17 protein-coding genes are annotated in these 22,464 nt (G+C 72.8%); 9 read left to right on the forward strand and 8 right to left on the reverse strand.

Features of this window, described 5'->3' with window-relative positions; translation table 11 throughout:
- Nucleotides 1–43 precede the first annotated feature (43 nt).
- The 5 genes from ACUYMY_RS06165 (at nt 44) to ACUYMY_RS06185 (ending at nt 9,307) form a co-directional block, all read left to right on the forward strand.
- Nucleotides 44–835 (forward strand): hypothetical protein, encoded by a 792-nt coding sequence (locus ACUYMY_RS06165; RefSeq protein ID WP_481702735.1) that lies wholly within the window; start codon nt 44–46, stop codon nt 833–835.
- Nucleotides 835–5,331 (forward strand): FtsK/SpoIIIE domain-containing protein, encoded by a 4,497-nt coding sequence (locus tag ACUYMY_RS06170; protein ID WP_481702736.1) that lies wholly within the window; start codon nt 835–837, stop codon nt 5,329–5,331. The genes ACUYMY_RS06165 and ACUYMY_RS06170 overlap by 1 nt, the downstream gene beginning before the upstream one ends.
- 141 nt (nt 5,332–5,472) lie before the next feature.
- Nucleotides 5,473–5,757 carry a WXG100 family type VII secretion target gene (locus ACUYMY_RS06175; RefSeq protein ID WP_481702737.1) on the forward strand — a complete coding sequence of 95 codons (285 nt, stop codon included), beginning with the start codon at nt 5,473–5,475 and terminating at the stop codon, nt 5,755–5,757.
- 347 nt (nt 5,758–6,104) lie between these two features.
- A complete protein-coding gene (ligA, locus tag ACUYMY_RS06180; protein WP_481704977.1) occupies nt 6,105–8,450 on the forward strand; it encodes an NAD-dependent DNA ligase LigA in 2,346 nt (781 codons plus the stop codon).
- Entirely contained in the window at nt 8,447–9,307 is an 861-nt protein-coding gene (locus ACUYMY_RS06185) for an inositol monophosphatase family protein (protein WP_481702738.1), read from the forward strand. The genes ligA and ACUYMY_RS06185 overlap by 4 nt, the downstream gene beginning before the upstream one ends.
- Before the next feature lie 4 nt (nt 9,308–9,311).
- Here the strand turns inward: ACUYMY_RS06185 and ACUYMY_RS06190 are convergent, their stop codons facing one another.
- From ACUYMY_RS06190 to ACUYMY_RS06215, 6 genes are read right to left on the reverse strand one after another with little or no spacing between them, the layout of a single operon-like run.
- Nucleotides 9,312–10,340, reverse strand: coding sequence for an aldo/keto reductase (locus ACUYMY_RS06190; RefSeq protein ID WP_481702739.1), 1,029 nt, complete (start codon nt 10,338–10,340; stop codon nt 9,312–9,314).
- Nucleotides 10,337–11,674, reverse strand: coding sequence for an LLM class flavin-dependent oxidoreductase (locus ACUYMY_RS06195; RefSeq protein ID WP_481702740.1), 1,338 nt, complete (start codon nt 11,672–11,674; stop codon nt 10,337–10,339). The genes ACUYMY_RS06190 and ACUYMY_RS06195 overlap by 4 nt, the downstream gene beginning before the upstream one ends.
- Complete coding sequence (locus ACUYMY_RS06200) at nt 11,674–13,041, reverse strand: LLM class flavin-dependent oxidoreductase (RefSeq protein ID WP_481702741.1); 1,368 nt, start codon at nt 13,039–13,041, stop codon at nt 11,674–11,676. The genes ACUYMY_RS06195 and ACUYMY_RS06200 overlap by 1 nt, the downstream gene beginning before the upstream one ends.
- Before the next feature lie 58 nt (nt 13,042–13,099).
- Complete coding sequence (locus tag ACUYMY_RS06205; RefSeq protein WP_481702742.1) at nt 13,100–13,849, reverse strand: ABC transporter ATP-binding protein; 750 nt, start codon at nt 13,847–13,849, stop codon at nt 13,100–13,102.
- Nucleotides 13,825–14,685 (reverse strand): ABC transporter permease, encoded by an 861-nt coding sequence (locus tag ACUYMY_RS06210; protein WP_481702743.1) that lies wholly within the window; start codon nt 14,683–14,685, stop codon nt 13,825–13,827. Before ACUYMY_RS06210 ends, ACUYMY_RS06205 begins: the two co-directional genes overlap by 25 nt.
- Nucleotides 14,685–15,809, reverse strand: a complete 1,125-nt coding sequence (locus ACUYMY_RS06215; RefSeq protein WP_481702744.1) for an ABC transporter substrate-binding protein — start codon at nt 15,807–15,809, stop codon at nt 14,685–14,687. Before ACUYMY_RS06215 ends, ACUYMY_RS06210 begins: the two co-directional genes overlap by 1 nt.
- Before the next feature lie 524 nt (nt 15,810–16,333).
- On the opposite strand from ACUYMY_RS06215, the gene ACUYMY_RS06220 reads away from it, so the two are divergent.
- The 4 genes from ACUYMY_RS06220 (at nt 16,334) to ACUYMY_RS06235 (ending at nt 19,874) form a co-directional block, all read left to right on the forward strand.
- Nucleotides 16,334–16,867, forward strand: a complete 534-nt coding sequence (locus ACUYMY_RS06220) for a GNAT family N-acetyltransferase (protein ID WP_481704978.1) — start codon at nt 16,334–16,336, stop codon at nt 16,865–16,867.
- A gap of 121 nt (nt 16,868–16,988) precedes the next feature.
- Nucleotides 16,989–17,378, forward strand: coding sequence for a RidA family protein (locus tag ACUYMY_RS06225; RefSeq protein WP_481702745.1), 390 nt, complete (start codon nt 16,989–16,991; stop codon nt 17,376–17,378).
- Nucleotides 17,379–17,478: 100 nt separating this feature from the next.
- Entirely contained in the window at nt 17,479–19,107 is a 1,629-nt protein-coding gene (locus tag ACUYMY_RS06230; RefSeq protein WP_481702746.1) for a LuxR C-terminal-related transcriptional regulator, read from the forward strand.
- A gap of 146 nt (nt 19,108–19,253) precedes the next feature.
- On the forward strand, nt 19,254–19,874 hold the full coding sequence (locus ACUYMY_RS06235; protein ID WP_481702747.1) for a class I SAM-dependent methyltransferase: 621 nt from the start codon (nt 19,254–19,256) through the stop codon (nt 19,872–19,874).
- A gap of 4 nt (nt 19,875–19,878) precedes the next feature.
- Here the strand turns inward: ACUYMY_RS06235 and ACUYMY_RS06240 are convergent, their stop codons facing one another.
- Both ACUYMY_RS06240 and ACUYMY_RS06245 read right to left on the reverse strand, forming a co-directional pair.
- Nucleotides 19,879–20,544, reverse strand: coding sequence for a response regulator (locus tag ACUYMY_RS06240; RefSeq protein ID WP_481702748.1), 666 nt, complete (start codon nt 20,542–20,544; stop codon nt 19,879–19,881).
- Nucleotides 20,541–22,409: a sensor histidine kinase gene (locus tag ACUYMY_RS06245; RefSeq protein ID WP_481702749.1), complete on the reverse strand. Its 1,869-nt coding sequence runs from the start codon at nt 22,407–22,409 to the stop codon at nt 20,541–20,543. The genes ACUYMY_RS06240 and ACUYMY_RS06245 overlap by 4 nt, the downstream gene beginning before the upstream one ends.
- Nucleotides 22,410–22,464: the final 55 nt, after the last annotated feature.

The raw sequence follows: 22,464 nt of genomic DNA on the forward strand, positions 1-22,464 counted from the left end.
GCTGCACACACTGACGCCACACGCCGAGCGGGAGGGGCAAGGCATGACAACCGACAACACAGGCTACGCACCACCGGGCGCAGCCCGGGATGGGGGTGCGGGCGGCGGAGCGAGCGGGGACCTCGTCGTCGACTTCTGCGGCGAGCTCTACAGGCCGGACCCGGCAGCGGTCTTCAGCATCGGCCGGGAGGGCGACCTCGAGGTCGACGACAACCCGTACCTGCACCGGCGCTTCCTCGAGATCTCGCACGTCGAGGGGATCTGGTGGCTCAGCAACGTGGGCTCCCTGCTCTCCGCGACCGTGGCCGACGTGAGCGGCGGGCTCCAGGCCTGGGTGGTCCCGGGGGCGCGGATCCCGCTCGTGTTCGGCCACACGAACGTCATCTTCACGGCCGGGTCCACGACCTACGAGTTCGCCGTGCACGTGCGTACCCCGGCGTTCCGGCAGAGCATGGCCATCGACAGCGACGACGGCGGCGAGGTCGGCGAGACCACGATCGGCCCGATCACGTTCACGGACTCGCAGAAGGCCGTCATCGTCGCGCTGGCCGAGCCCATGCTCCGCCGCGACGGCACTGGCCTGAGCGCGATCCCGACCTCGGCCGCGGCCGCGCAGCGCCTCGGCTGGGCGCTGACCAAGTTCAACCGCAAGCTCGACAACGTGTGCGACAAGCTCGACCGCGTGGGCGTCGCAGGCCTGCGCGCGGGCGGCGGCAAGCTCGCGACCAACCGGCGGGCCCGGCTCGTGGAGCACGCCGTGAGCTCCCATCTCGTCACAGCCGACGACCTCGCGCTGCTCGACGCCCGGCTTCTTTCCGGACCCGAGGGGGACTAGTGCGGATCAGACTCACGCTGCGGCGCGACCCGGCGCCGGCAGCGGACCTCGCCGTGACCGTGGACGGCCTCGCGACCGTGGGGGACGTGGCCCGCGAGCTCTATCTCGCCGATCCGGCCCGCACCCAGGGAGCAGACCCGGCGGGCGCTGCGCTCGAGGGCCTGACGCTGCGCGTCGAGGAGTCCGTGCTCGCCGGCGGCATGAGGGGGCGCATCCTCGACCCGGCCGGCAACCTGCTCGAGTCCGGCCTGCGGCAGGGCTCGACCGTCTCGGTCTCGCGCGTGGACCCAGCGGCCGGGCCCGGCGCCGGGGGAGTGGACCGGGGCCCGGCCGCGGCGACCCTGCGCGTCGTCGCGGGCCCCGACGCCGGCGCGGAGTTCTCCCTCCCGGTCGGGGCGAGCCTCATCGGCCGGGGCGCGGGGGTGGACGTCCCGCTCACGGACCCGCTCGCGTCGAAGCGGCACGCGCGCATCACGGTGGGGGAGACGATCGAGATCGTCGACCTCAACTCCTCCAACGGCCTCGTCATGGACGGCCACACGGTCTCCCGCGCGGTGCTCGCGTCCTCCGACACGGTCACGCTCGGGGAGACGACGGTCTCTGTCGTCGGGCTGGGTGTCGGCGTCGGCCACAGTGCGGACCGCGCCCGGACCTCGCCGCTCGTGCCGTTCAACCGGTCCCCGCGCGTCGTGCCCCGCTTCCCGGCACAGGAGCGCGAGGTCCCCGAGGGCCCCCAGCGGCCCAAGAACCAGCCCTTCCCGATCGTCATGGTGCTCCTGCCCATGGTCATGGGCGCCGTGATGTTCGCGGTGCTGCAGAACCTGCTCTCGATCGTCTTCATGGCGATGATGCCGCTCTTCGCGGTCGGCATGTGGCTTGCGTTCCGGCGCCACGCGAAGCAGGAGCTGCGCGAGGAGACGGCCCTGTTCGAGGAGCGCCTCGCCGAGTTCGGCCGGCAGGTCACCGAGCTGCAGACCGTCGAGCGGGCCGTGCGGCTCCAGGAGGCCCCGTCGGTCGCCGAGACCGTCGACTCGATCTACCGGCTCGGGCCGCTCCTGTGGACGCACGCCCCCGAGCACCGCGAGTTCCTCACGGTGCGCCTCGGCCTCGGTGCCGCCCCGAGCCGGGTCAAGGTCACCACGCCGAAGGAGAACCAGACCCTCCCCGAGTTCACGCGGCGCATCCACGAGGCCGCCGAGCGCTTCGCCGTCCTCGACGCCGTGCCGATCACGGCGAGCCTGCGCCAGGGCGGCGGCCTCGGCATCGCCGGCCCGCGCGGCCTCGTCGAGGACATCGCCCGCGGCGTGGTCCTGCAGATCGCCGGCTTGCACTCTCCCGCCGAGGTCGCGATCGCGGGCCTCGCCTCGCACGAGTCCAAGGCACGCTGGGACTGGCTCCAGTGGCTCCCGCACGTCGGCTCCCCGCACTCCCCGCTCGCGGGGGACCACCTCGCCGCAGGCTCGGCGGCCGGGACGCTCCTGCTCACGCGGCTCGAGGACCTCCTCGCCGTGCGGACCTCGGGCGCGAGCGAGAAGCCCTCGGGCCGCCGCGGCGCCGTCGCCGGGGAGCACGACGGCGCGGGCGAGCCGATCGTGCCCACCGTCGTCGTGATCGTCGAGGACGATGCGCCCGTGGACCGCGGCCGGATCACCCGGCTCGCCGAGCTCGGGCCCGACGTGGGGATCCATGTCGTGTGGGTCGCGGCGCGGGTCGAGCAGCTCCCGCAGTGCTGCCGCGACTTCGTCGTGGCCGACGGCGAGCACGGCGCAACGAGCGGGCACGTCCGGCTCGGCCGGCACACGTACCCGGTCAGCTGCGAGAGCGTCGACGAGGCCCTCGCGGTCCAGCTCGGGCGCATGCTCACGCCGATCGTGGACGTCGGCAAGCCGGTCGACGACGACTCGGACCTCCCGCGCGCGGTAAGCTACGTGACGCTCGCGGGCAGGGAGATCGCGGACGACCCCGGCACCGTCGCCGAGCGCTGGCAGCAGTCGAACTCGGTGCGCGTCTCCGCCGTCGCCAATCCCAAGGCGAAGGGGACGCTGCGCGCGCTCGTCGGCTCGAAAGGCGTCGAGCAGTTCTTCCTCGACCTCAAGAACGAGGGCCCGCACGCCCTCGTCGGCGGAACGACCGGCGCGGGCAAGTCCGAGTTCCTCCAGTCCTGGGTGCTCGGCATGGCCAACGCCTACAGCCCGGACCGGGTCACGTTCCTGTTCGTGGACTACAAGGGCGGCGCGGCCTTCGCCGACTGCGTGAGCCTGCCGCACACGGTGGGCCTCGTGACCGACCTGTCCCCGCACCTCGTGCGCCGGGCGCTGACCTCGCTGCGCGCCGAGCTGCACTACCGCGAGCAGCTGTTCAACCGCAAGAAGGCCAAGGACCTGCTAGCAATGGAGCGCGCCGCGGACCCGGACACGCCGCCGTACCTCATCATCGTCGTCGACGAGTTCGCGGCCCTCGCGACGGAGGTGCCCGAGTTCGTCGACGGGGTCGTGGACGTCGCCGCGCGCGGCCGCTCGCTCGGCCTGCACCTCATCCTCGCGACCCAGCGGCCCGCCGGCGTCATCAAGGACAACCTCCGGGCCAACACGAACCTGCGCATCGCGCTGCGCATGGCGGACGAGGCCGACTCCGAGGACATCCTCGGGGATAAGACCGCGGCGTACTTCGACCCGGCCATCCCGGGCCGCGGCGCCGCGAAGACCGGGCCGGGGCGGATCCAGGGCTTCCAGACCGGCTACGCCTCGGGCTGGACCACGGACAGGCCGGCCAAGCCGCGCATCGACATCGTCGAGATGGACTTCGGCTCGGGCCCGGCCTGGGAGCAGCCGGCCCCCGCGTCCGGGGCGGTGCCGGAGCCCGAGCCTGAGGGGCCCAACGACATCGCGCGCATGGTCCGGACGATCTCGACCGCCGCGGACCGGCTCGCGATCGGCCTGCCGCGCAAGCCGTGGCTCGAGGAGCTCCCGCAGACGTACGACTTCACGAAGCTGCCGAACCCGCGCACCGACGAGCGGCTGCTGCTCGGCGTCGTCGACAACCCGGCGCGCCAGTCGCAGCCCACGTTCTCCTACGAGCCGGACCGCGACGGTAACATGGCCGTCTACGGCACGGGCGGCTCGGGCAAGTCGGCGGCGCTGCGCACGGTCGCCGTCGCCTCGGCCGTGACCGTGCGCGGCGGGCCCGTGCAGGTGTACGGCATCGACGCGGGCTCGCAGGGCCTGCACATGCTCGCCGACCTCCCGCACGTGGGCGCCGTGATCGATGCCGACGACGCCGAGCGGGTCGGCCGGCTCATGCGGCACCTCGGCGCCCTCGTCGAGGAGCGCTCCGACCGGTACGCCGCGGCCCGCGCCGGGACGATCGGGGAGTACCGCCGCCTCGCGGACGCGCCGGACGAGCCGCGCATCATCGTCCTCATCGACGGCATGGGCGCCTTCCGCGAGCTCTACGAGTACTCCTCGGAGAGCAACGTCTTCGACATCCTCACCCAGCTGGCCTCGGACGGGCGCGCCGTCGGCGTCCACCTCGTCATGACCGGCGACCGCACCAACTCGATCCCGGCCTCGATCGCCTCCTCGGTACAGAAGCGCATCATCCTGCGCATGACCGGCGAGGACGACTACATGATGTTCAACCAGCCCAAGGACGTCGTGACGCCCCAGTCGCCGCCGGGGCGCGGCGTCGTCGACGGCCTCGAGCTGCAGCTCGCGATCCTCGGCGGCAACGCGAACGTCGCCGTTCAGGCGCGCGAGATCGGCCGCCTCGCCGCGGCCATGCGCCGCCAGAGCGTGCCCCAGGCGCCGGGGATCCGGAGCCTGCCCGACGTCGTGTCCGGGGACGCGCTGCCGCTCGACAGCGGCCGCATCGCGATCGGCATCGAGGACACGTCCCTCGAGCCGCTCTTCGTGGACCCGGCGGGCGCCTTCATGCTCTCCGGCCCGCCCGGATCGGGGCGGACGACGGCGATCGTCGCCCTCGCGGCGGCGCTGCGGCGGGCGCGGCCCGGCGTCCGGCGCGTGTACGTCGGGGCGCGCAAGTCCGCGATCGCGTCGCTGCCACTGTGGGACGCGAGCTACACGGGGGAGGACGCCGTCTCGGAGGCCGCGGAGGAGCTCCAGCTCGACGTGGGCGTGCGCGAGTTCGCGCTCTTCGCCGAGGGGATCACGGAGTTCGACTCGTCCCTCGCGGAGAGCTCGCTGACCGGGCTCATCACGGCCATGGGCCGGGAGGGGCTGTGGGTCGTGGGCGAGGCCGAGACTTCGGCATGGGGCACGGCGTGGAGCCTGTCGCAGCCGTTCAAGAACGGCCGCCGCGGCCTCCTGCTCAACCCCGCCGAGCACGACGGCGACTCCCTCCTGAACACGTCCCTCGGCCGCATCCGGAACCCCAAGTACGTCCCGGGCCGCGGCTACTACATCGCCCGGGGGAGGGCGTTCAAGGTGCAGGCGGCGTACGAGGACCTCGGCGGGCAGGGGCAGGCGTCCCAGGGCTAGCCGACGGTGCGGGTCAGGGGAGTCCTCCCCATCGACGCCCTTTCCCGCGGGCCGATAGCTTGGAGCAAGCGTCCGGGCCGCTGGGAGGGCCGGGCAGCGCAGATTCCTGGACACGCCGGGGACGTATCGAAAGGAAGAGCCATGGCCATTCAGCAGGGTGCCAATGTCAACGAGCTGCGTGGGGTCGCGAAGCAGTTCAACAGCAAGGCCTCCGAGGTCGAGCAGATCAAGAACAACCTCAACGGGCTGATCAACAACAACATCCCGGCGAACTGGGCCGGCCGCGACGCCGAGCAGTTCAAGAACGAGTGGCAGTCCGAGAGCATGAAGTCCCTCGCCAAGCTCATCGACCAGCTGCGCGATGCGGCCAAGAAGATCAACGCCAATGCCACCGCCCAGGAGCAGACCTCCAACACGCTCAACTGAGCCCGACTCGACGAGCCCGAGGGCCCCGCAGCACACGCTGCGGGGCCCTTGCGCGTGTCACCGTCCAGCCGGCATGGCAGGTCCGGAACACGAGGCCTGTGACACCACAGGCCCTGAGCGGCATGGCAGGCTCGGGGCGGCAGGACAGGCCCGCGGCAGCGCCTGCTGTGCCGTCCAGCGCCTGTTGTGCCGTCCGTCGCCTGATACGCAGTCCACGGCCCGTGGCGGCGCGGCGTCGACCGGCCCTCCTTTGAGCAGGTGCCGTGGGGCCGTCGACCGGCCTGCCGCCGAGCAGGGCCTCCCGGCATGTGCTGCGGGCCCTTGGGGTGTCGGAGGCGTAGGGCAAGATAGAGCCTGTGAGCGCAGAACCCGTGACCCCGTCCGAGACCATCCCGTCCGAGTCCCTCCGCGAGGAGTACGACGCCCTCGCGGACGAGGTCCGGCGCCACCGCGCCCTGTACTACAACCAGGACGCCCCGGTCATCTCGGACGCGGAGTACGATGCCCTCTTCCGCCGGCTCGAGGAGATGGAGGCGCTGCACCCGGAGCTCGTCTCCAACGACTCGCCCACGCAGGAGGTCGGCGGCGAGGCCACGGCGGCATTCGCGCCCGTCCAGCACGTGGCCCGCATGTACAGCCTCGAGGACGTCTTCTCTGTCGAGGAGCTCGAGGCCTGGGTCCGGCGAGCCGAGGCGAGCGTCGCGGCGGCCGGGCTCCCGCCGGCCAAGTGGCTCACCGAGCTCAAGATCGACGGCCTCGCCGTCAACCTGCTCTACCGCAACGGCGAGCTCGTCCGGGCAGCAACGCGGGGCGACGGGCGCACGGGCGAGGACGTGACGCACAACGTCCTGACCATCAAGGACATCCCCCGGCGCCTCGCGGGGGACGGACACCCGGCGGAGGTCGAGATCCGCGGCGAGGTGTACATCCCGACGAAGGCGTTCAACGAGTTCAACGACGCCCTCATCGCCGAGGGCAAGGCCCCCCTCGCGAACCCCCGCAACGCGGCCGCGGGCTCGCTGCGGCAGAAGGACCCGGCCGAGACGGCCAAGCGCCCGCTGAGCATGTTCGTCCACGGCATCGGAGCGCGCGAGGGGCTCGAGACGGCGAGCCAGGAGGAGACCTACCGGCTGCTCAAGGAGTGGGGCCTGCCCACGAGCCCGTACGTCGAGGTCCTCGACTCCTACGAGGAGGTGCTCGCGTTCATCGAGAAGTACGGCGAGAAGCGGCACAGCCTCATCCACGAGATCGACGGAATCGTGGTCAAGGTCGACGACTTCGCGACCCAGCGCGCCCTGGGACACACGTCCCGCGTGCCCCGCTGGGCGGTGGCGTACAAGTACCCGCCGGAGGAAGTCCACACGAAGCTCCTCGATATCCGCGTCAACGTCGGCCGCACCGGACGCGTCACCCCGTACGGCGTCATGGTCCCCGTCAAGGTGGCCGGCTCGACAGTGGAGATGGCCACCCTGCACAACCAGGACGTCGTCAAGGCCAAGGGCGTGAAGATCGGCGACGTCGTCGTGCTGCGCAAGGCCGGGGACGTCATCCCCGAGATCGTCGGGCCCGTCCTCGCCCTGCGCGATCAGCAGGACCCGCCCGTGAGGGACTTCGTCATGCCCACGGAGTGCCCCTCGTGCGGCACCCCCCTCGCGCCCTCGAAGGAGGGCGAGGTCGACGTCCGCTGCCCCAACGCGCGCTCGTGCCCGTCGCAGCTGCGCGAGCGGGTCTTCCACCTCGCCGGCCGCGGCGCCTTCGACATCGAGGCGCTCGGCTGGGAGGCCGCCATCGCCCTCACCCGGCCGGCCGCCCCCGAGGTGCCGCCGCTTCAGGACGAGGCGGGCATCTTCGACCTCACGCCCGAGTCCCTGCGCGACGTCATGATCCGCCGCGAGAAGCGCGCCAAGGGCGTGGGCACGGGCGAGTGGGAGCTCGTGCCGTACTTCTGGACCAAACCCACGGCCAAGACCCCCTCGAAGCCCACCGCGAACACCGAGAGGCTCTTCAGGGAGCTCGAGAAGGCCAAGTCGCAGCCGCTGTGGCGCGTGCTCGTGGCCCTCTCGATCCGGCACGTCGGGCCGACGGCGTCGCGCGCGCTCGCGACCCGGTACGGCTCGATGGAGGCCCTGCGGAAGGTCCTCGACGCCCCGGACGCGCGCGAGCAGCTCTCCCACGTCGACGGCGTCGGCCCCACCATCGCCGACGCCCTCATCGAGTGGTTCGCCGAGGACTGGCACCGTGAGATCGTGGACCGCTGGGCCGCGGCCGGCGTGAAGATGGCGGACGAGCAGCACGCCTCGGCGCCGCGCACGCTCGAGGGGCTCACCGTCGTCGTGACCGGCTCGCTCGAGGGCTTCAGCCGCGATGAGGCCAAGGAGGCCATCATCGTCCGCGGCGGCAAGGCCTCGGGCTCGGTGTCGAAGAAGACCGACTACGTCGTCGCGGGGGAGAGCGCCGGCACCAAGCTCGACAAGGCCGAGCAGCTCGGCGTCCGCGTGCTGGACGAGGACGGCTTCCGCGCGCTCCTGGCCCACGGGCCGGCGGGCGTCGGGGACGTGGCCCCTGACGGGGGCCAGGCCGCCGGGCCGGACACCGAGGCGCAGCCCGTGGGCCCAGCGGACGACGGCGGCGAGGCGGCCTCGGGCGAGGAGCTCGCGGCCGCGGGAATCGGCGAGGCGGAGGAGGCCGAGTGAGCCGCGCACAGCACACCGACGAGGCCCTCGGGGCCCTGCTCGCCACGGCACGGCGGGCGGCCGCGGCCGGCGCCGCCATCCTCGCCGCGCGCTCGGGCGGGACGCTCCGGGTCGGGGACGCGGAGCAGTTGACCAAGAGCTCGGGCAGCGACTGGGTCACGGCGTTCGACGTCGCGGCCGAGAAGGCCGTGCGCAAGGTCCTCGCCGCGGAGCGGCCGGACGACATCGTCACGGGCGAGGAGCAGGGCACCACGCGGGTGGCCCGGCCGAGCGGCTTCCGCTGGTCGATCGACCCGCTGGACGGCACGACGAACTTCATCCGGGACATCGTGTACTACGCGACGAGCGTGGCCGTCGCCGACGCGGACGGGCACTGGCTCGCGGGCGTGGTGAGCGCCCCCGCGCTCGGGCGCGAGTACTGGGCGGTCCGCGGGGGCGGGGCCTGGCGCAGCGACGCCGGCCGCGAGCCGCGCCGGCTCGAGGGCCCGCTCCCGGGCAGGGACGGGGCGGGATCCGCGCTGCTCGCGACCGGGTTCAGCTACGACCCGGCGGTCCGCGCCGAGCAGGCGGCCTTCCTGCCGGGGCTCATGGACGGCTTCGGGGACATGCGCCGGCTCGGCTCCGCCGCGCTGGACCTGTGCCTCGTCGCGGACGGGACGCACGATGCGTACGGGGAGCGGGGCCTGAACGAGCACGACTTCTCCGCCGGTGCGCTCATCGCCGAGGAGGCCGGGTGCTGGGTCCGGCGCCCCACCCTCACGAGTCCGCTCGAGGGCGGCCCGAGCGACGCCGAGCGCCTCGCCGCGTGGACGTGCGCGGGCGGCATCGAGTTCTCGGGCCGCTTCCCCCTCGAGTGATCGATCAGCGGCGCCGCCGCAGCGCGGGATCCGTCAGCGACGGCGGCGCGTAGCCGGCGTCCGCAGCGTTGAGGGTCGTCCCGGGCGGGACGATCTCGTCGATCCGGTCGAGCACGTCCTCGGACAGGCGGATCTTGTCCGCGCCGAGGGCCCCCTCCAGGTGCTCGAGCGTGCGCGGGCCGATGATCGCTGAGGTGACCGCGGGGTGCTCGAGGACGAACCCGAGCGCCAGGTGGATCAGGGACAGCCCGGCGTCGTCGGCGAGCTTCGCCAGCTCCAGCACCGCCCCGGCCTTGCGGGCGTTCTCCGGAGTGGACGGGTCGTGCCGGCCCGGCTGCCGGGCTGCCCTGCTCGAGGGGAGGTGCTCGCCGTCGGCCCTGATCCGGCCGGACAGCCAGCCGCCGGCCAGGGGGCTCCACGGCAGGACCGCGAGCCCGTGGCGCTGGGCCAGGGGCAGGACCTCGCGCTCGACTCCGCGGGCCAGGATGGAGTACGGCGGCTGCTCGGCGATGGGCCGCTCCCGCTGCCGTTCCCGGGCCACGTACTGCGCCTCCACGATCTGCCCGGGCTCGAAGGTCGAGGTCCCGATGTAGCGGATCTTGCCCTGCCGGACGAGGTCGCTGAGGGCCCCCAGGGTCTCGTCGATGTCCGTGTCCGGATCGGGGCGGTGCACCTGGTAGAGGTCGATCCAGTCCGTCTGGAGCCGGCGCAGGCTGTCCTCCACCTCGCGGATGATCCAGCGACGCGAGTTGCCGGCCTGGTTGATGTCCTCGCCCAGGCGGCCGTGGACCTTGGTGGCGAGGACGACGTCGTCGCGCCGCCCCTTGAGCGCCTTGCCGACGATCACCTCGGACTCGCCCTGCGAGTAGACGTCCGCGGTGTCGACCAGGTTGATCCCGGAGTCGAGCGCGCGGTGGATGATCCGGACCGAGTCCTCATGGTCCGGGTTGCCGATGGCGCCGAACATCATGGTGCCCAGGGCCAGCGGGCTCACCTTGAGGCCGGTGCGGCCGAGATTGCGGTATTCGGTCATGCTGATGCTCCTTCGAGGACGGGGGAGTACTGGCTCGCCGGACGGCCGAGCCCGAAATGCTCGCGCAGGGTGCTCCCGGAGTAGTCGGTGCGGAACAGGCCGCGGGCCTGCAGGATCGGGACGACCTCGTCGGCGAACGCCTCGAACCCGCCCGGGAGCGACGGCGGCATGACGTTGAAGCCGTCCGCCGCGCCGTTGAAGAACCAGCGCTGGATCTCGTCGGCCACCTGGACCGGGGTCCCCGCGACGACGTAGTGGCCGCGGGCCTCCGCGAAGCGGTGGAGCACCTCGCGCAGGGTGAGGCGCTCGCGCCGGATCAGGTCCACGAGCAGGTCGCTGCGGCTGCCGGGCTTCGCGGTTCCGGCGTCGAGCAGCTCCCGCGGGAAGGGCTCGTCGAGGGCGACGCCGTCGAAGTCCACGCCCAGGAGCCTCCGCAGGATGCCCAGCCCGTACTCGGGCTGGGTGAGCTCGTCGAACTCCTGCTTGAGACTGCGCGCCTCGGCCTCGGTGGAGCCGAGGTACGGGCTGATGCCCGGGAGCACGAGGAGCTGGCCCGGGTCGCGGCCCAGCACGGCCGCCTGGCCCTTGAGGTCCGCGTAGAACTCCTGGGCGCTGGACAGGGACTGGTGGGCCGTGAAGACCGCCTCCGCGTGGCGCGCCGCGAAGGCCCTGCCGTCGGCCGACGACCCTGCCTGGACGTAGACGGGCCGGCCCTGCGGGGAGCGGGGGGTGTTGAGCGGCCCCTGCACTCGGAAGTGCTCCCCGTGGTGGCCGATCGGGTGGATCCGGGTGTCGTCGGCGAAGATGCCTGATTCCCGGTCCGAGACGAGGGCCTCATCCTCCCAGCTGTCCCAGAGCTTGCCGACGAGGTCGACGAACTCGTCCGCGCGGGCGTAGCGCTGGGCGTGCTCGGGGTGCCGGTCCAGGCCGAAGTTCGCGGCAGCGCCGGGAGCGCCAGTCGTGACGATGTTCCAGCCGGCCCTGCCCCTGCTCAGATGGTCGAGGGAGGCGAACAGGCGGGCGGCGTTGTACGGCTCGAGGTACGTGGTGCTGGCCGTGCCGATGAGGCCGATCCGCTCGGTTGCCGCGGCGATCGCGGACAACCACGTGAACGGCTCGAGGCGGAACCGCGCCGCGTAGCGCACGTTGCTCTCGAGCGCCGGCCCGTCGGCGAAGAACACCGCGTCGAACTTGGCCCGCTCCGCCGCCTGCGCGAGTTCCTGGTAGAAGGTGATGTCCAGGAGGCGGTCCGGCTGGGACGAGGGGTGCCGCCAGGCGGCCTCGTGGTGGCCGGCTGGGTAGACGAACAGGTTGAGCTTGAGCTGCCGAGTCATCAGAGGGCCGAGCCGAGGGAAGCCAGCGCCGCGCCTTCGACGCCGGCGTAGCGGTTGGCGGGCCGCTCGAGCCCGTAGTGTTCGCGCAGGGTGCGCCCGGTGTACTCGGTCCGGAACAGGCCGCGCTCCTGCAGGATGGGCACCACCTCGTCCACGAACGCCTCGAGGCCGGAGGGCAGGACGGGCGGCATGATGTTGAAGCCGTCCGCGGCGCCGGCCTCGAACCACTCCTGGATGGCGTCCGCGACCTGGACCGGGGTGCCGGTGAAGGTCCGGTGGCCGCGGCCGCCGCCGAGGCGCCCGATCAGCTCGCGCACGGTCAGCTTCTCCCGGCGGGCGAGCTCGACGATCAGGGTGTAGCGGCTCTTGGCCCCCTCGATCTCGTCTTCGCTGGGCAGGTCCTCGGGAAGCTGGCGGTCCAGCGGCAGGTCCTCGGGATCGACCCGCAGCGTCTTGGCCAGCTGGATCCGGGCGTACTCGGGCTTGATGAGCCGGTCCAGCTCCCGTTCGAGCTCGACCGCCTCCGCCGCGGTGGCACCGATGACGGGGACGATGCCCGGGAGGATCTTGATGCCCTCCGGATCGCGTCCGACGGCGGCGGCGCGGGCCTTGAGGTCGGCGTAGAACGCCTGGGCGTCGACGAGCCGCTGGTGGGCCGTGAAGACCGCCTCGGCATAGCGGGCGGCGAGGTTCTTGCCGTCCTCCGAGGAGCCTGCCTGGACGATCAGGGGGTGGCCCTGCGGGGACCGGGGGACGTTGAGCGGGCCGCGGACACGGAAGTGCCGGCCCTCGTGGTCGATGGTCCGGATCCGGTCGGCGTCGGCCCAGACGCCCTCGGCCTTGTCGGCGAGGATCGCGTCGTCGTCCCAGCTGTCCCAGAGCTTCTGGGCGACCTCGATGAACTCGGCGGCCCGCTCGTAGCGCACGGCGTGGGCCGGCTGGTCGTCGACGCCGAAGTTGCGGGCGGCGTCAGGTCCCGCGGTGGTGACGACGTTCCAGCCGGCGCGGCCGCCGCTGACCCAGTCCACGGAGGCGAAGCGGCGGGCGAGGTTGAAGGGCTCGTTGTAGGTGGTCGACGCCGTGGCGATGAGGCCGATCCGCTCGGTGGCGCCGGCGATCGCCGTGAGCAGGACCGTCGGTTCGAGCTTGCCCGCCGGGCGGCGGCCTACCTCCCCGAACAGCACGGGGGAATCGGCGAAGAAGATGGAGTCCAGCCTGCCGCGTTCAGCGGTGCGGGCCAGGCCGATGTAGTGCTCGACCTTGCCGCCGGCGTGCGGGTCGCTTTCCGGCAGCCGCCACGACGCTTCGTGGTGGCCGGTGCTCATGAGGAAGGCGTTGAGGTGCAGGGTGCGTCTCGGGGTGCTCATGGGGACTCCTTGGAAAGGGAAGGGAGGGTGACAGGGGTGGAGTGGTTGGCTGTCGGGGTCAGCTGGCCTTCGCGGCCGCTGGGGCGGTATCAGTGCCGACGCCGAGCGCGGCCAGGAGGTCGCGGCGCAGGAGCTCGTGGCCGGCGGCATCGACGGCCGATCCCACCTCGGCCGCCACGGCGCGGACGGTCGACACGCGCCCGTGGTCCAGGACGACGATGCGGTCTGCGAGGGCGATGGCCTCGTCCACGTCATGGGTGACGAGGAGGACGGCGGGCTGGTGGGCGGCCACGAGCTCGCGCAGCAGCCCGTGCATCCTGATGCGGGTGAGGGCGTCGAGGGCGCCGAAGGGCTCGTCGGCGAGGAGCAGTTGGGGATCCCGCACGAGGGAGCGGGCCAGGGCGACGCGCTGCTGCTCGCCTCCGGAGAGCTCGTGCGGCCAGGAGTCCTCGCGGCCGGCGAGCCCCACCTCGGCGAGGGCACGGCGGCCCTTGGCCTCGGCGTCGTGCTCCCGCAGGCCCAAGGTGACGTTGCCCAGGACGGTGTCCCAGGGCAGCAGACGCGAGTCCTGGAAGACCACCGAGACCCGCTCCGGGACGGCGATGACCCCGCTTCCCCGCACGTCGTGGTCGAGGCCGGCGAGCGCGCGCAGCAGGGTGCTCTTGCCGCATCCGCTGGGGCCCAGGAGGGCCACGAACTCGCCCGGGGCGATGTCGAGGTCGACGCCGTTCAGGACGCCCTTCGGCCCGAAGCTGCGGATGAGGTCCTTGACCTCGACGGCGGTCAGCTGGCAAGGGTGCGCTGCCATGAGAGGGCCTTTCGTTCGAGGAGGCGGACGGCGCCGTCGGACGCCAGGCCGAGCAGGCCGTAGACGGCGAGCCCGAGGACGATGATGTTGGTCTGGCCGTAGGTGCGCGCGAGCTCCATCATGTAGCCGATGCCGCTCGTGGAATTGATCTGCTCCACCACCACGAGGGACACCCACGCGCCGGTCACGGCGAACCGGAGCCCCAGGAAGAATCCGGGGAGCGCGCCGGGCAGCACCACGCGGCGGATGAAGCCGGCCCGGGTCAGGCCCACGGTCTGGGCGAGCTCCACGTAACGGAGGTCGATGCTCCGCAGGCCCGCGTGGGTCTGGAGGTAGATCGGCACGAACACGCCCAGGGCGATGGTGAGGACCTTCATGGTCTCGTCGATGCCGAACCACAGGATCAGCAGCGGGATCAGGGCGAGGCCCGGAATGGCGCGCTTGATCTGGACCGGGCCGTCGATGAGGGACTCGCCCAGCCTGCTGAGCCCGGAGATGAGCGCCAGCACGGCGCCGACCACGATGCCGAAGAACAGCCCGAGCAGGGCGCGCTGGGCGGAGACGGCGAGGTTCTCCTGCAGCCGGCCGTCGGCGATGAGTTCCCCCGCGGTGGCGACGACGCTCCACGGCTCGGAGAGGATCCTCGGATCCAGCAGTCCGGTCGCCGAGGAGACCGTCCACAGCGCCAGGAGGGCCAGGGGGCCCGCCAGCGGCGCGAACCTCCGGCGCGGTCCCGGCCCCAGCCGCCGGCCCGTCGGGCGGGTGTCCTCGCGTCGGACGAGGTCGGGGTCGAGGTGCGGTTCGACCCTCGGGCGCTCCAGGAGGGCGATCGCCATCACGCACCCGCCTTTCCTGCTTCGGCGAAGGCGGTGCCGGCGATCGCCTCGTAGCGCCTGTCGTACAGGGCTTCGGCCTGGAGCTGGGGCTTCTTCTGCTCGCGGGCGAGCAGGTCGATGGTCTGCTGGAGCCTTGCGCTTCCTTCCGCCCATGAGGTCGGCAGGTCCTTCTTGCCCGCGGCATCGATCAGGTACTGGCCGTCCTCCCGGGTCAGGCCCTGGTCCTTGACGTAGTAGCCCTCGAGCCATTCCTTCGGGTGGTCCTCGATCCAGCGCTGGGCCTTGCCCCAGACCCGGACGTACTCAGCCAGGGCGGCGGCCTTGGCCGGGTCGGCCAGCACGCTCGCGGGGGCGTAGAGGTGCGAGGGATCGTCGCGCAGCCCGTGGCGGAGCGTGGTGGCGCCATCGGCCTGGTACTTCGAGAGGTAGCGCTTGATCTGCACGCCGCCGAGGGGCGCCGCGTCCACCTGTCTGCTGGCGAGCGAGGTGACGTAGGTGTCACCGGTGCTGGGCAGTTCGACGAGCTTGACGTCCTTCTGCGTGAGCCCGGCCTTCTCCAGGATGCGCAGAACCAGCGCTCCCTGCGCCTGGCCCGGGCTGTACGCGATCTTCTTCCCGCGCAGCCCGTCCAGGGAGGTGATGCCCGCGCCGGGGGCGATGCCGAGTTCGTACAGGGGGTGGTTCACGGCGTCCTGGCGGTAGGCGCTCGCGATGATGCGAACATCGAGGCCCGTCCAGGTGGCGTGGATCGGCGGAATGTCGGCCACCGAGCCGACGTCGAGGGCGTTGGCCCGGAAGGCCTCGGTGGTCTGCGGGCCGCCGGAGATGTTCGCGAACTCCACCTTCGAGGTCAGCTCGTTCTTGAGGCCGGACAGCTCGAGGGCAACGCGCACGGTGGGGTCGCCGACCGTGATCGTGGTGCCGGGGGGAACGGCGGTGGCCAGCGGCGCGGGCGCGGTCTGGGACGCCTGCACCGCTCCCGGCCCAGCCGTCGCGGTCCCGCTGCAGGCCGTGAGCACGCCCAGAACGGAGACGGCGAGGAAGGCGCCCAGAACCCGGCGCCGCGTCAGCGTTCGGGACTCCGGTGGGGGAGAAAGGGGGTGCCGGGGTGCAGCGGAGGACATGACTGCCTTTCGGTGGAATTCGGGGAAGAGGAAGGAAATGCAGGGAAAGCAGGGAAAGCAGGGAGAAGCGGGAAATGACAAGGGAATGCCAAGGGAAAAGCGGCGAGCGGAAATCGAAGGGCATGGCAAATGAGGCAAGGCGCGATAAAGCGTCGGCGCTTGGTGCGCGAATGCACGGTGAATGCGGGGGAATTTCGCGGTCGGAGCCAGCCCGAGGCGCTACCTGCCTGCCAGTCCTGGAGAGCCGATCGCAGCGCGTGCACCCGCTGTCAGAAAAATATGCCTGTCAGAAAGGACGGCGACAGCAGGAGCCGGCCGGCTCGCGCCAGTTCCGCATAGTGCGGGTGCCTGCATGGTGTGCGCGTGCATCGGGCATCGGGTCCTCCTATCGCTCATCTCTGGCGGGGCCGCCGTGTGCGGTGGTCGTGGGAATTACCTCATCACACCCCGCAAGGCCTTCGCCAGCACGGTGCAAAGAGCGGCAATATCAGGACATTGCGCTCAATATGGCGTAGCGCGTGGACGTGCGAGGTAACCGGCGGTCATGCGCGAGACTGGATCCGATGCCACTCACGATCCGCCCCGCGACCCCGGCCGACTACCCCGAGGTCTCCCGCATCTCCGTCGAGGCGTACCTCGGCGCCGGCTACTTCGACACGGCGGAGCACCCGTACATGCGCCAGGTCGCCGACGTCGGCTACCGGGCGGCCCGCGGCACGGTCGTGGTCGCGGAGCGGGACGGGCGGATCGTCGGCTCGGTCACGGTCATGGCCCACGGGGACGGCTTCGAGCAGGTCGCCCGGGAGGGCGAGGTCGAGTTCCGGCTCCTCGTCGTCGACCCCGGCGCCCAGCGCACGGGCGCAGCCACGGCCCTCGTGCACGACGTCGAGGCGAGGGCCGCGCGGCAGGGCGCGACCGCCGTCGTGCTCACCACCGGACCGGACTGGGCTGCGGCCCACGCGCTGTACCGCCGACTCGGCTATGAGCGCGCGCCCGAGCGCGACTGGCCCGTCCCCGGCACCGACGTGTGGCTGCCCGTGTATGTCAAGCGGCTCTGAGCGTCCGGCCCGTCGTGCGACACGCGCCGCGCGCGGGGCGCGGCCGGTTCGCCGTGGGGCCTGCGCGTGGCGCACAGTAGGGTGGGCGCCCGATGGAGGCGCGCGAGACGAAAGGCACCCCATGCGTACAACCTTCAGCAGCGGCTCCCCGTGGGAGCAGACCCTCGGCTACTCCCGGGCCGTGCGGGTGGACAACACGCTGTACATCTCGGCGACGGCCGCCTCCGGCCCGGACGGGATCGTGGGCGAGGACGTCTTCACGCAGACGCAGTACATCCTCACCAAGCTCGGCGGGGTCCTCGAGGAGGCCGGGTTCGCGCTCACCGACGTCGTGCAGTCCAAGCTGTACCTGACCGACATCGCGCAGTGGGAGGAGGCCGGCCGCGCCCACGGCGCCGTGTTCGGCGAGATCCGCCCTGCCCTCTCGCTCGTGCATGTCAAGCCGTTCCTCGACCCGGCGATGCTCGTCGAGATCGAGCTCGTCGCGCACAAGAGCGCCGAGGCCGTCTAGCCGGCAGCGGCCGGGCCCGGCCGCGGGACGGCAGCGGCCGGGCCCGGCCGCGGGACGCCTGCTGGCCGGGCACGCCGTCTGGAGTCTTTACTGAGAACTGATGGTTCGAGGAGCAGGCGGGGACGGGGCGGATGCGCTCGTGCGTGCACGGGACAGCTTCGAGCGCCATGCGTGGGGCGAGGCGTGCGCCGGGTTCCTGGCGCACGCAGAGTCGCTCGACGCCGAGGACCTCGAGCGGCTGGCTGTCTGCGCGTACCTCGTCGGCAGGGACCAGGACAGTGATGCTGCCTGGGCCCGCGCCTACCGGCAGCGGAGCGCTGCCGGTGACGTGGACGGCGCCGGGCGGTGCGCGTTCTGGATCGGGTTCCGTCTGGTCAACGCCCATGAGCGTTCGGAGGCCAATGGCTGGATCGCGCGGCTCGCCCGGCTGGCCGAGCGTTCCCCCGAGGACTCGCTGGTCCGCGCCCGGCTCGCCTACCTGACGGGACTGCGCACCGTGTTCGACGGCGGTCGCCTCGCCTCGTCGGCGGAGGACCTGAGCCGCGCGGCGCAGGCCGCCGCACAGAAACTGGACGAGGAACTCGCGGCCATCGCCCGCCTCGCCCTCGGACGCGTGCGGATCTTCCAGCGTCAGATCACCGAGGGCGTGCGCCTGCTGGATGACGCGATGCTCACCGTCACCTCGGAACCGATGTCGCCGATCGCCGTCGGCGACAGCTACTGCACGGCCATTGACGCCTGCCATGACCTCGTGGACATCCGGCGGGGACAGGAATGGACGGACGCCCTGACGCAGTGGTGCGAGAGACAGCCGGATCTCGTCCCCTTCGCAGGCATCTGCCGGGTGCATGGTGCTGAGTTCCTGCAGCTCAAGGGGAACTGGCCGGAGGCGATGGAGCAGGCCGCGCTCGCGCGGGCCAGGCTCTCGGCCCCGTCGCGGCAGCCCTCCTACGGCGCTGCGGTCTATCGGCAGGGAGAGCTGAGCCGCCTCCGCGGCGACGCCGCCCAGGCCGAGGCCCACTACCGCGAGGCGAGCCAGGCCGGCCAGGACCCGCAGCCCGGCCTCGCGCTGCTGAGGCTGGGCCAGGGCCGGAACGAGGAGGCCGCACGGGCCATCGACCGCGCGATGGCCGAGGCGAACGGCCCGAGGCGCCCCGACATCCTTGCGGCGGGCGTCGAGGTGATGCTGGCGTGCGGCCGGGTCAGCGACGCGCGTGCGTCCGCGGCCCGGCTCGAGGCGGCGGCGCGTGCCCTCACCTCGCCCCTGCTCGACGCGCTGTCCCAGAGGGCGGCCGGATCCGTCCTGCTGGCCGAAGGCGACGCCGGGGCGGCGCTCGTCGAGCTGAGGAAGGCCGCCGAGGGGTTCCGCCAGCTCGGGTCCCCCTACGAGGCCGCGCGGACCGCGGTGCTGATCGGACGCGCGTGTCTGGCCTTCGGCGACGAGGAAGGGGCACGGCTCGAATTCGGGGCGGCGCGGTCGGTCTTTGAGCGTCTCGGGGCCGGGCCCGACCTAGCGCAGCTGCAGAGCAGGAGGCCGGAGCGGCTCACCGGACGGGAACTGCAGGTGCTGCGACTCGTCGCCGGCGGGGACACGAATCGGACCATCGGCGAGAAGCTCGGGCTGAGCGAGCGGACCGTCGACCGGCACGTGAGCAACATCTTCGCGAAGCTCGGGGTCTCCTCCCGGACTGCGGCCACGGCCCGGGCCTACGAGGCGCAGCTGCTCTGAGCGCTGTACCCATTCCCGGGCCGAGGAAGGCGTGGGTGACTTCCCCGATGCCGCTGATGGCAGGCGCTCCTACGTTTGAGATATCCCCACGAGACATCCCGGACCCGGGACAATCCACGAGGGCTCGGCCTGAGGAGGCTGACACCATGAGCGTGTTCTACAAAGTCGCCTACCGGATCGGTTTCCATCCGTGGGAGGACCTCGCGGACCACGAGCCGTTCGCCCACGCGCTCCTCGGACTGTTCGAAGGCGAGGAGCGGGGCAAGGAGCCGCCCTACGGCCGGGCGCTGGATCTTGGCTGCGGCAGCGCCACATGGGGCGTCCAGCTCGCCGCCCGCGGATGGGACGTCACCGGCGTGGACAACGTTCCGGCCGCGGTGGCGCGCGCCGAGCAGCGGATCCGCGAGGCGGGAGTCTCCATGAGGGTCGTGGTCGGCGATGTCACCCGGGACCTTCGGGCCTCGGTGGGGTCGGGCTTCGATCTGTTGGTCGATACGGGGACGTTCCACGGGCTGACGCCGGCGGAGCGACTGGACATGGGGCGCGAGGTCACCTCGGTGGCGTCCGCGCGGGCGACTCTGATTCTCGACTGCTTCGCTCCGGGACACCGGGGCCCCCTTCCGCGCGGCTGCACGCGGGCCGATGTGGAGGAGGCGTTCAGCGACTGGGAGATCGTCGACGTCGTCGAGGCCGACTCCGACCCTGATCCCCTCGCGCGGGCGTTCAAGTTCGACGAGGTCTTCTACCTGCTCCGCCGGCGGCGCTGACGCGCTAGCCGGGCAGGCCGTAGCGGTGCTCCGGCCGCCCGGTGGAGCCGTAGCGCAGCTGGATCTCGACGGCGCCGTCCTCGGCGAGCGCGGCGAGGTACCGCTGCGCCGTGGCCCGGGAGACGCCGACGACGCCGGCCACCTCCGCGGCGGAGAGCAGCTCGCCGGGGGCCAGCGCCTCGAGGACGGCCGACTCGGTCGCGGACCGGGAGCGGCTGGGCCCCTGCGAGGCCGCGTCCCCGCCGCCGAGGAGCGCGCGGCGGGCGCGGTCCACGCCGGCCTGGTCGAGCGCGGCCGGGCCGGCGAGGAGGCGCCGGTAGCGCGAGTAGCCGCGCAGGGCCGCGGCGAGGTCCTCGGCGCCGAAGGGTTTGATGAGGTAGCCGAGGGCGCCGCGGCGCAGGGCCGTGCGCACGGACTCCGGGTCGGCGGCGGCGGTGAGCATGAGCGTGTCCGTGTCGAGGCTCCGCAGGAGCTCGAGCCCGGTCGCGTCGGGCAGGTAGGTGTCCAGGAGCACGAGGTCCGGGCGCAGCGCGTGGACGGACTGCAGGGCCAGGGCGGCGCTCCCCACGGGCGTGAGCGCGGCGTACCCGGGCACGGCGTCCACCCAGGCTGCGTGCAGGCGCGCGACGTGGAAGTCGTCGTCGACGATCAGCACGCGCAGGTCCGTCATCGGTTCCCTCCTCCTCCGGCGGGCCGCGGGCCGCGCCCGAGCCGGGCGTCCCGCTCGGCCTTCTCCTGAACCGTCAGGCCCACGATCCTCGCCCCGAACACAGCCCCCGGCCCGCCGGGCGTCCCGGGGGAGATGACCCAGACGTCCCCGCCGTGGCGCCGCGCGAGCTGCCGGGCGAGGTGCAGGCCGAGGCCGTGCCCCGAGGCCGGCTCGGGCGCCGGCTCGGCCCCGGCAACGTTACCCGGCGCCGTGCTCTCGCCCTGGCCGGGTCCGGCATGAACACGCGCTGCTGTCGTGAACCCCGGCTCGAAGAGCGTCTCCGGCGGCGTGCTGCCGATCCCGTCGCCCGAGTCGGCGACGACGGCGTGCAGCACGGGCCCGTCGTCGAGCAGCTCGACCTCGACCCAGCGCTCGCCGGAGGCGTCGGGGGAGCCGGAGACGGCGGCGCGCACCGCGTTGTCCACGAGGTTGCCGAGCACCGTCGTCACGTCCTGCGCCGCTGCCACAGGTCCCCGCACGAGCGTCTCGGCACCGAGCCGGAGCGTGACGCCCCGCTCGGAGGCCTCGATGCCCTTGGCCCCGAGGAACGCCTGGAGGCTCGGGTCGCCGAGCAGCTCGGCCTGCTCGAGCGGGAAGCTCAGGGGCCCCGTCGCCCCGAGCCGGCCGAGGTGGGCGCGGGCCTGCTCGGCCTCGCCGAGGTCGAGCAGCCCGGCGACGGTGTGCAGCTGGTTCGAGAACTCGTGCCGCTGGGCGCGCAGCGCCTCGGTGAGGGCGCCGACGGCGTCGAGCTGGCGCGTGAGGCCCTGCAGCTCCGTGCGGTCGCGCAGCATGAGGACCCAGCCGAGCTCCTCGTCGCCGTGCACCACACGGCGAGCGCTCGCGACGAGCACCCGCTCGCCGGCCACGAACTGCCGCCCCGGCCCGCCGTCCATGCCCGTCGCGCCGTTGTCCGGGCCCGGCGCCGTGAGGTCGCGCAGCGCCTCCGGGATGGGCGCCGTCGCCCACTCCGCCCCGGCGACCACGGCGTCACCGGCGCCCGGGCCGAGGAGCCGCCGCGCGGCGTCGTTCGCCACGGTGACCCGGCCGTCGCGGCCGATCCCGATCACGCCCTCGTCGATGCCCCGCAGCACCGCCTCCTGGTCCTGCACGAGGGTGCCGATCTCCTCCGGCTCGAGGCCCAGCGTGAGCCGGGCGAGGCGCCGGCGCAGGGCGAGGGAGGCGGCGATGCCGCCCGCGAGGGCGAGCGCGGCGGTCCCGGCGATGGCGAGCGCGTCCGCGCCGAGCCCCTCGCCGATGCTCGAACGGGCGAAGCCGACGCTCACCTCGCCCACGACCATGCCCTCGCCCTGCGCCGAGCCGGCAGGGGCGATGACGGGGACCTTCGCGCCGACCGAGGGGCCGAGCGTGCCGGTGTTGCGGGTCGTCTCCTCGCGCCCGGCCAGGGCAACCGCGGGGGACGTGCTCACGCGCTCGCCGAGCCGCTCCGGGTCGGGGTGCGCGAGCCGCAGCCCCTCCTCGTCGGTCACGACGACGAACAGCGCCCCCGTGCGCGCCCGCGCCGACTCGGCGGCGGCCATGACCGGCCCGGCGGCGAGCTCGGCGGGCGGGGGAGTCCCCGCCCGGGCGGCGATCGCGGCGGTCTCGCGCCGCAGCTCCGGATCCGCCGCGACGGCGCGGGCGAGGGTCAGGGCGTTCTGCTCGGCCTCGGTCCAGAGCCGCTCGTAGGCGAGCCACAGGTGTGCGGCCGCGGCGAGGACGACGGCGAGGGCGACGGCACCGAGCTGGAGCAGGAGCGTGCGGGTCGAGAACCGCAGGCCCGTGAGGCCGCGCGGGACCCATCGGGGATGCGACGCCGTCGTGCTCATCTAGCCATGCTAAGCGCGAGCACAATGCGCAGAACCCGGTCAATGAGCACAAGCT

It is taken from the genome of Sinomonas sp. T428B (assembly GCF_056780155.1).

Coding starts and splice junctions, on each gene's coding strand:
- ACUYMY_RS06175 (WP_481702737.1), top strand. CDS start 5,473: ATGGCCATTCAGCAGGGTGCCAATGTCAACGAGCTGCGTGGGGTCGCG.
- ACUYMY_RS06215 (WP_481702744.1), bottom strand. CDS start 15,809: ATGTCCTCCGCTGCACCCCGGCACCCCCTTTCTCCCCCACCGGAGTCC.
- ACUYMY_RS06195 (WP_481702740.1), bottom strand. CDS start 11,674: ATGACTCGGCAGCTCAAGCTCAACCTGTTCGTCTACCCAGCCGGCCAC.
- ACUYMY_RS06245 (WP_481702749.1), bottom strand. CDS start 22,409: ATGAGCACGACGGCGTCGCATCCCCGATGGGTCCCGCGCGGCCTCACG.
- ACUYMY_RS06190 (WP_481702739.1), bottom strand. CDS start 10,340: ATGACCGAATACCGCAATCTCGGCCGCACCGGCCTCAAGGTGAGCCCG.
- ACUYMY_RS06205 (WP_481702742.1), bottom strand. CDS start 13,849: ATGGCAGCGCACCCTTGCCAGCTGACCGCCGTCGAGGTCAAGGACCTC.
- ACUYMY_RS06225 (WP_481702745.1), top strand. CDS start 16,989: ATGCGTACAACCTTCAGCAGCGGCTCCCCGTGGGAGCAGACCCTCGGC.
- ACUYMY_RS06240 (WP_481702748.1), bottom strand. CDS start 20,544: ATGACGGACCTGCGCGTGCTGATCGTCGACGACGACTTCCACGTCGCG.
- ACUYMY_RS06230 (WP_481702746.1), top strand. CDS start 17,479: ATGGTTCGAGGAGCAGGCGGGGACGGGGCGGATGCGCTCGTGCGTGCA.
- ACUYMY_RS06210 (WP_481702743.1), bottom strand. CDS start 14,685: ATGGCGATCGCCCTCCTGGAGCGCCCGAGGGTCGAACCGCACCTCGAC.
- ACUYMY_RS06165 (WP_481702735.1), top strand. CDS start 44: ATGACAACCGACAACACAGGCTACGCACCACCGGGCGCAGCCCGGGAT.
- ACUYMY_RS06200 (WP_481702741.1), bottom strand. CDS start 13,041: ATGAGCACCCCGAGACGCACCCTGCACCTCAACGCCTTCCTCATGAGC.
- ACUYMY_RS06235 (WP_481702747.1), top strand. CDS start 19,254: ATGAGCGTGTTCTACAAAGTCGCCTACCGGATCGGTTTCCATCCGTGG.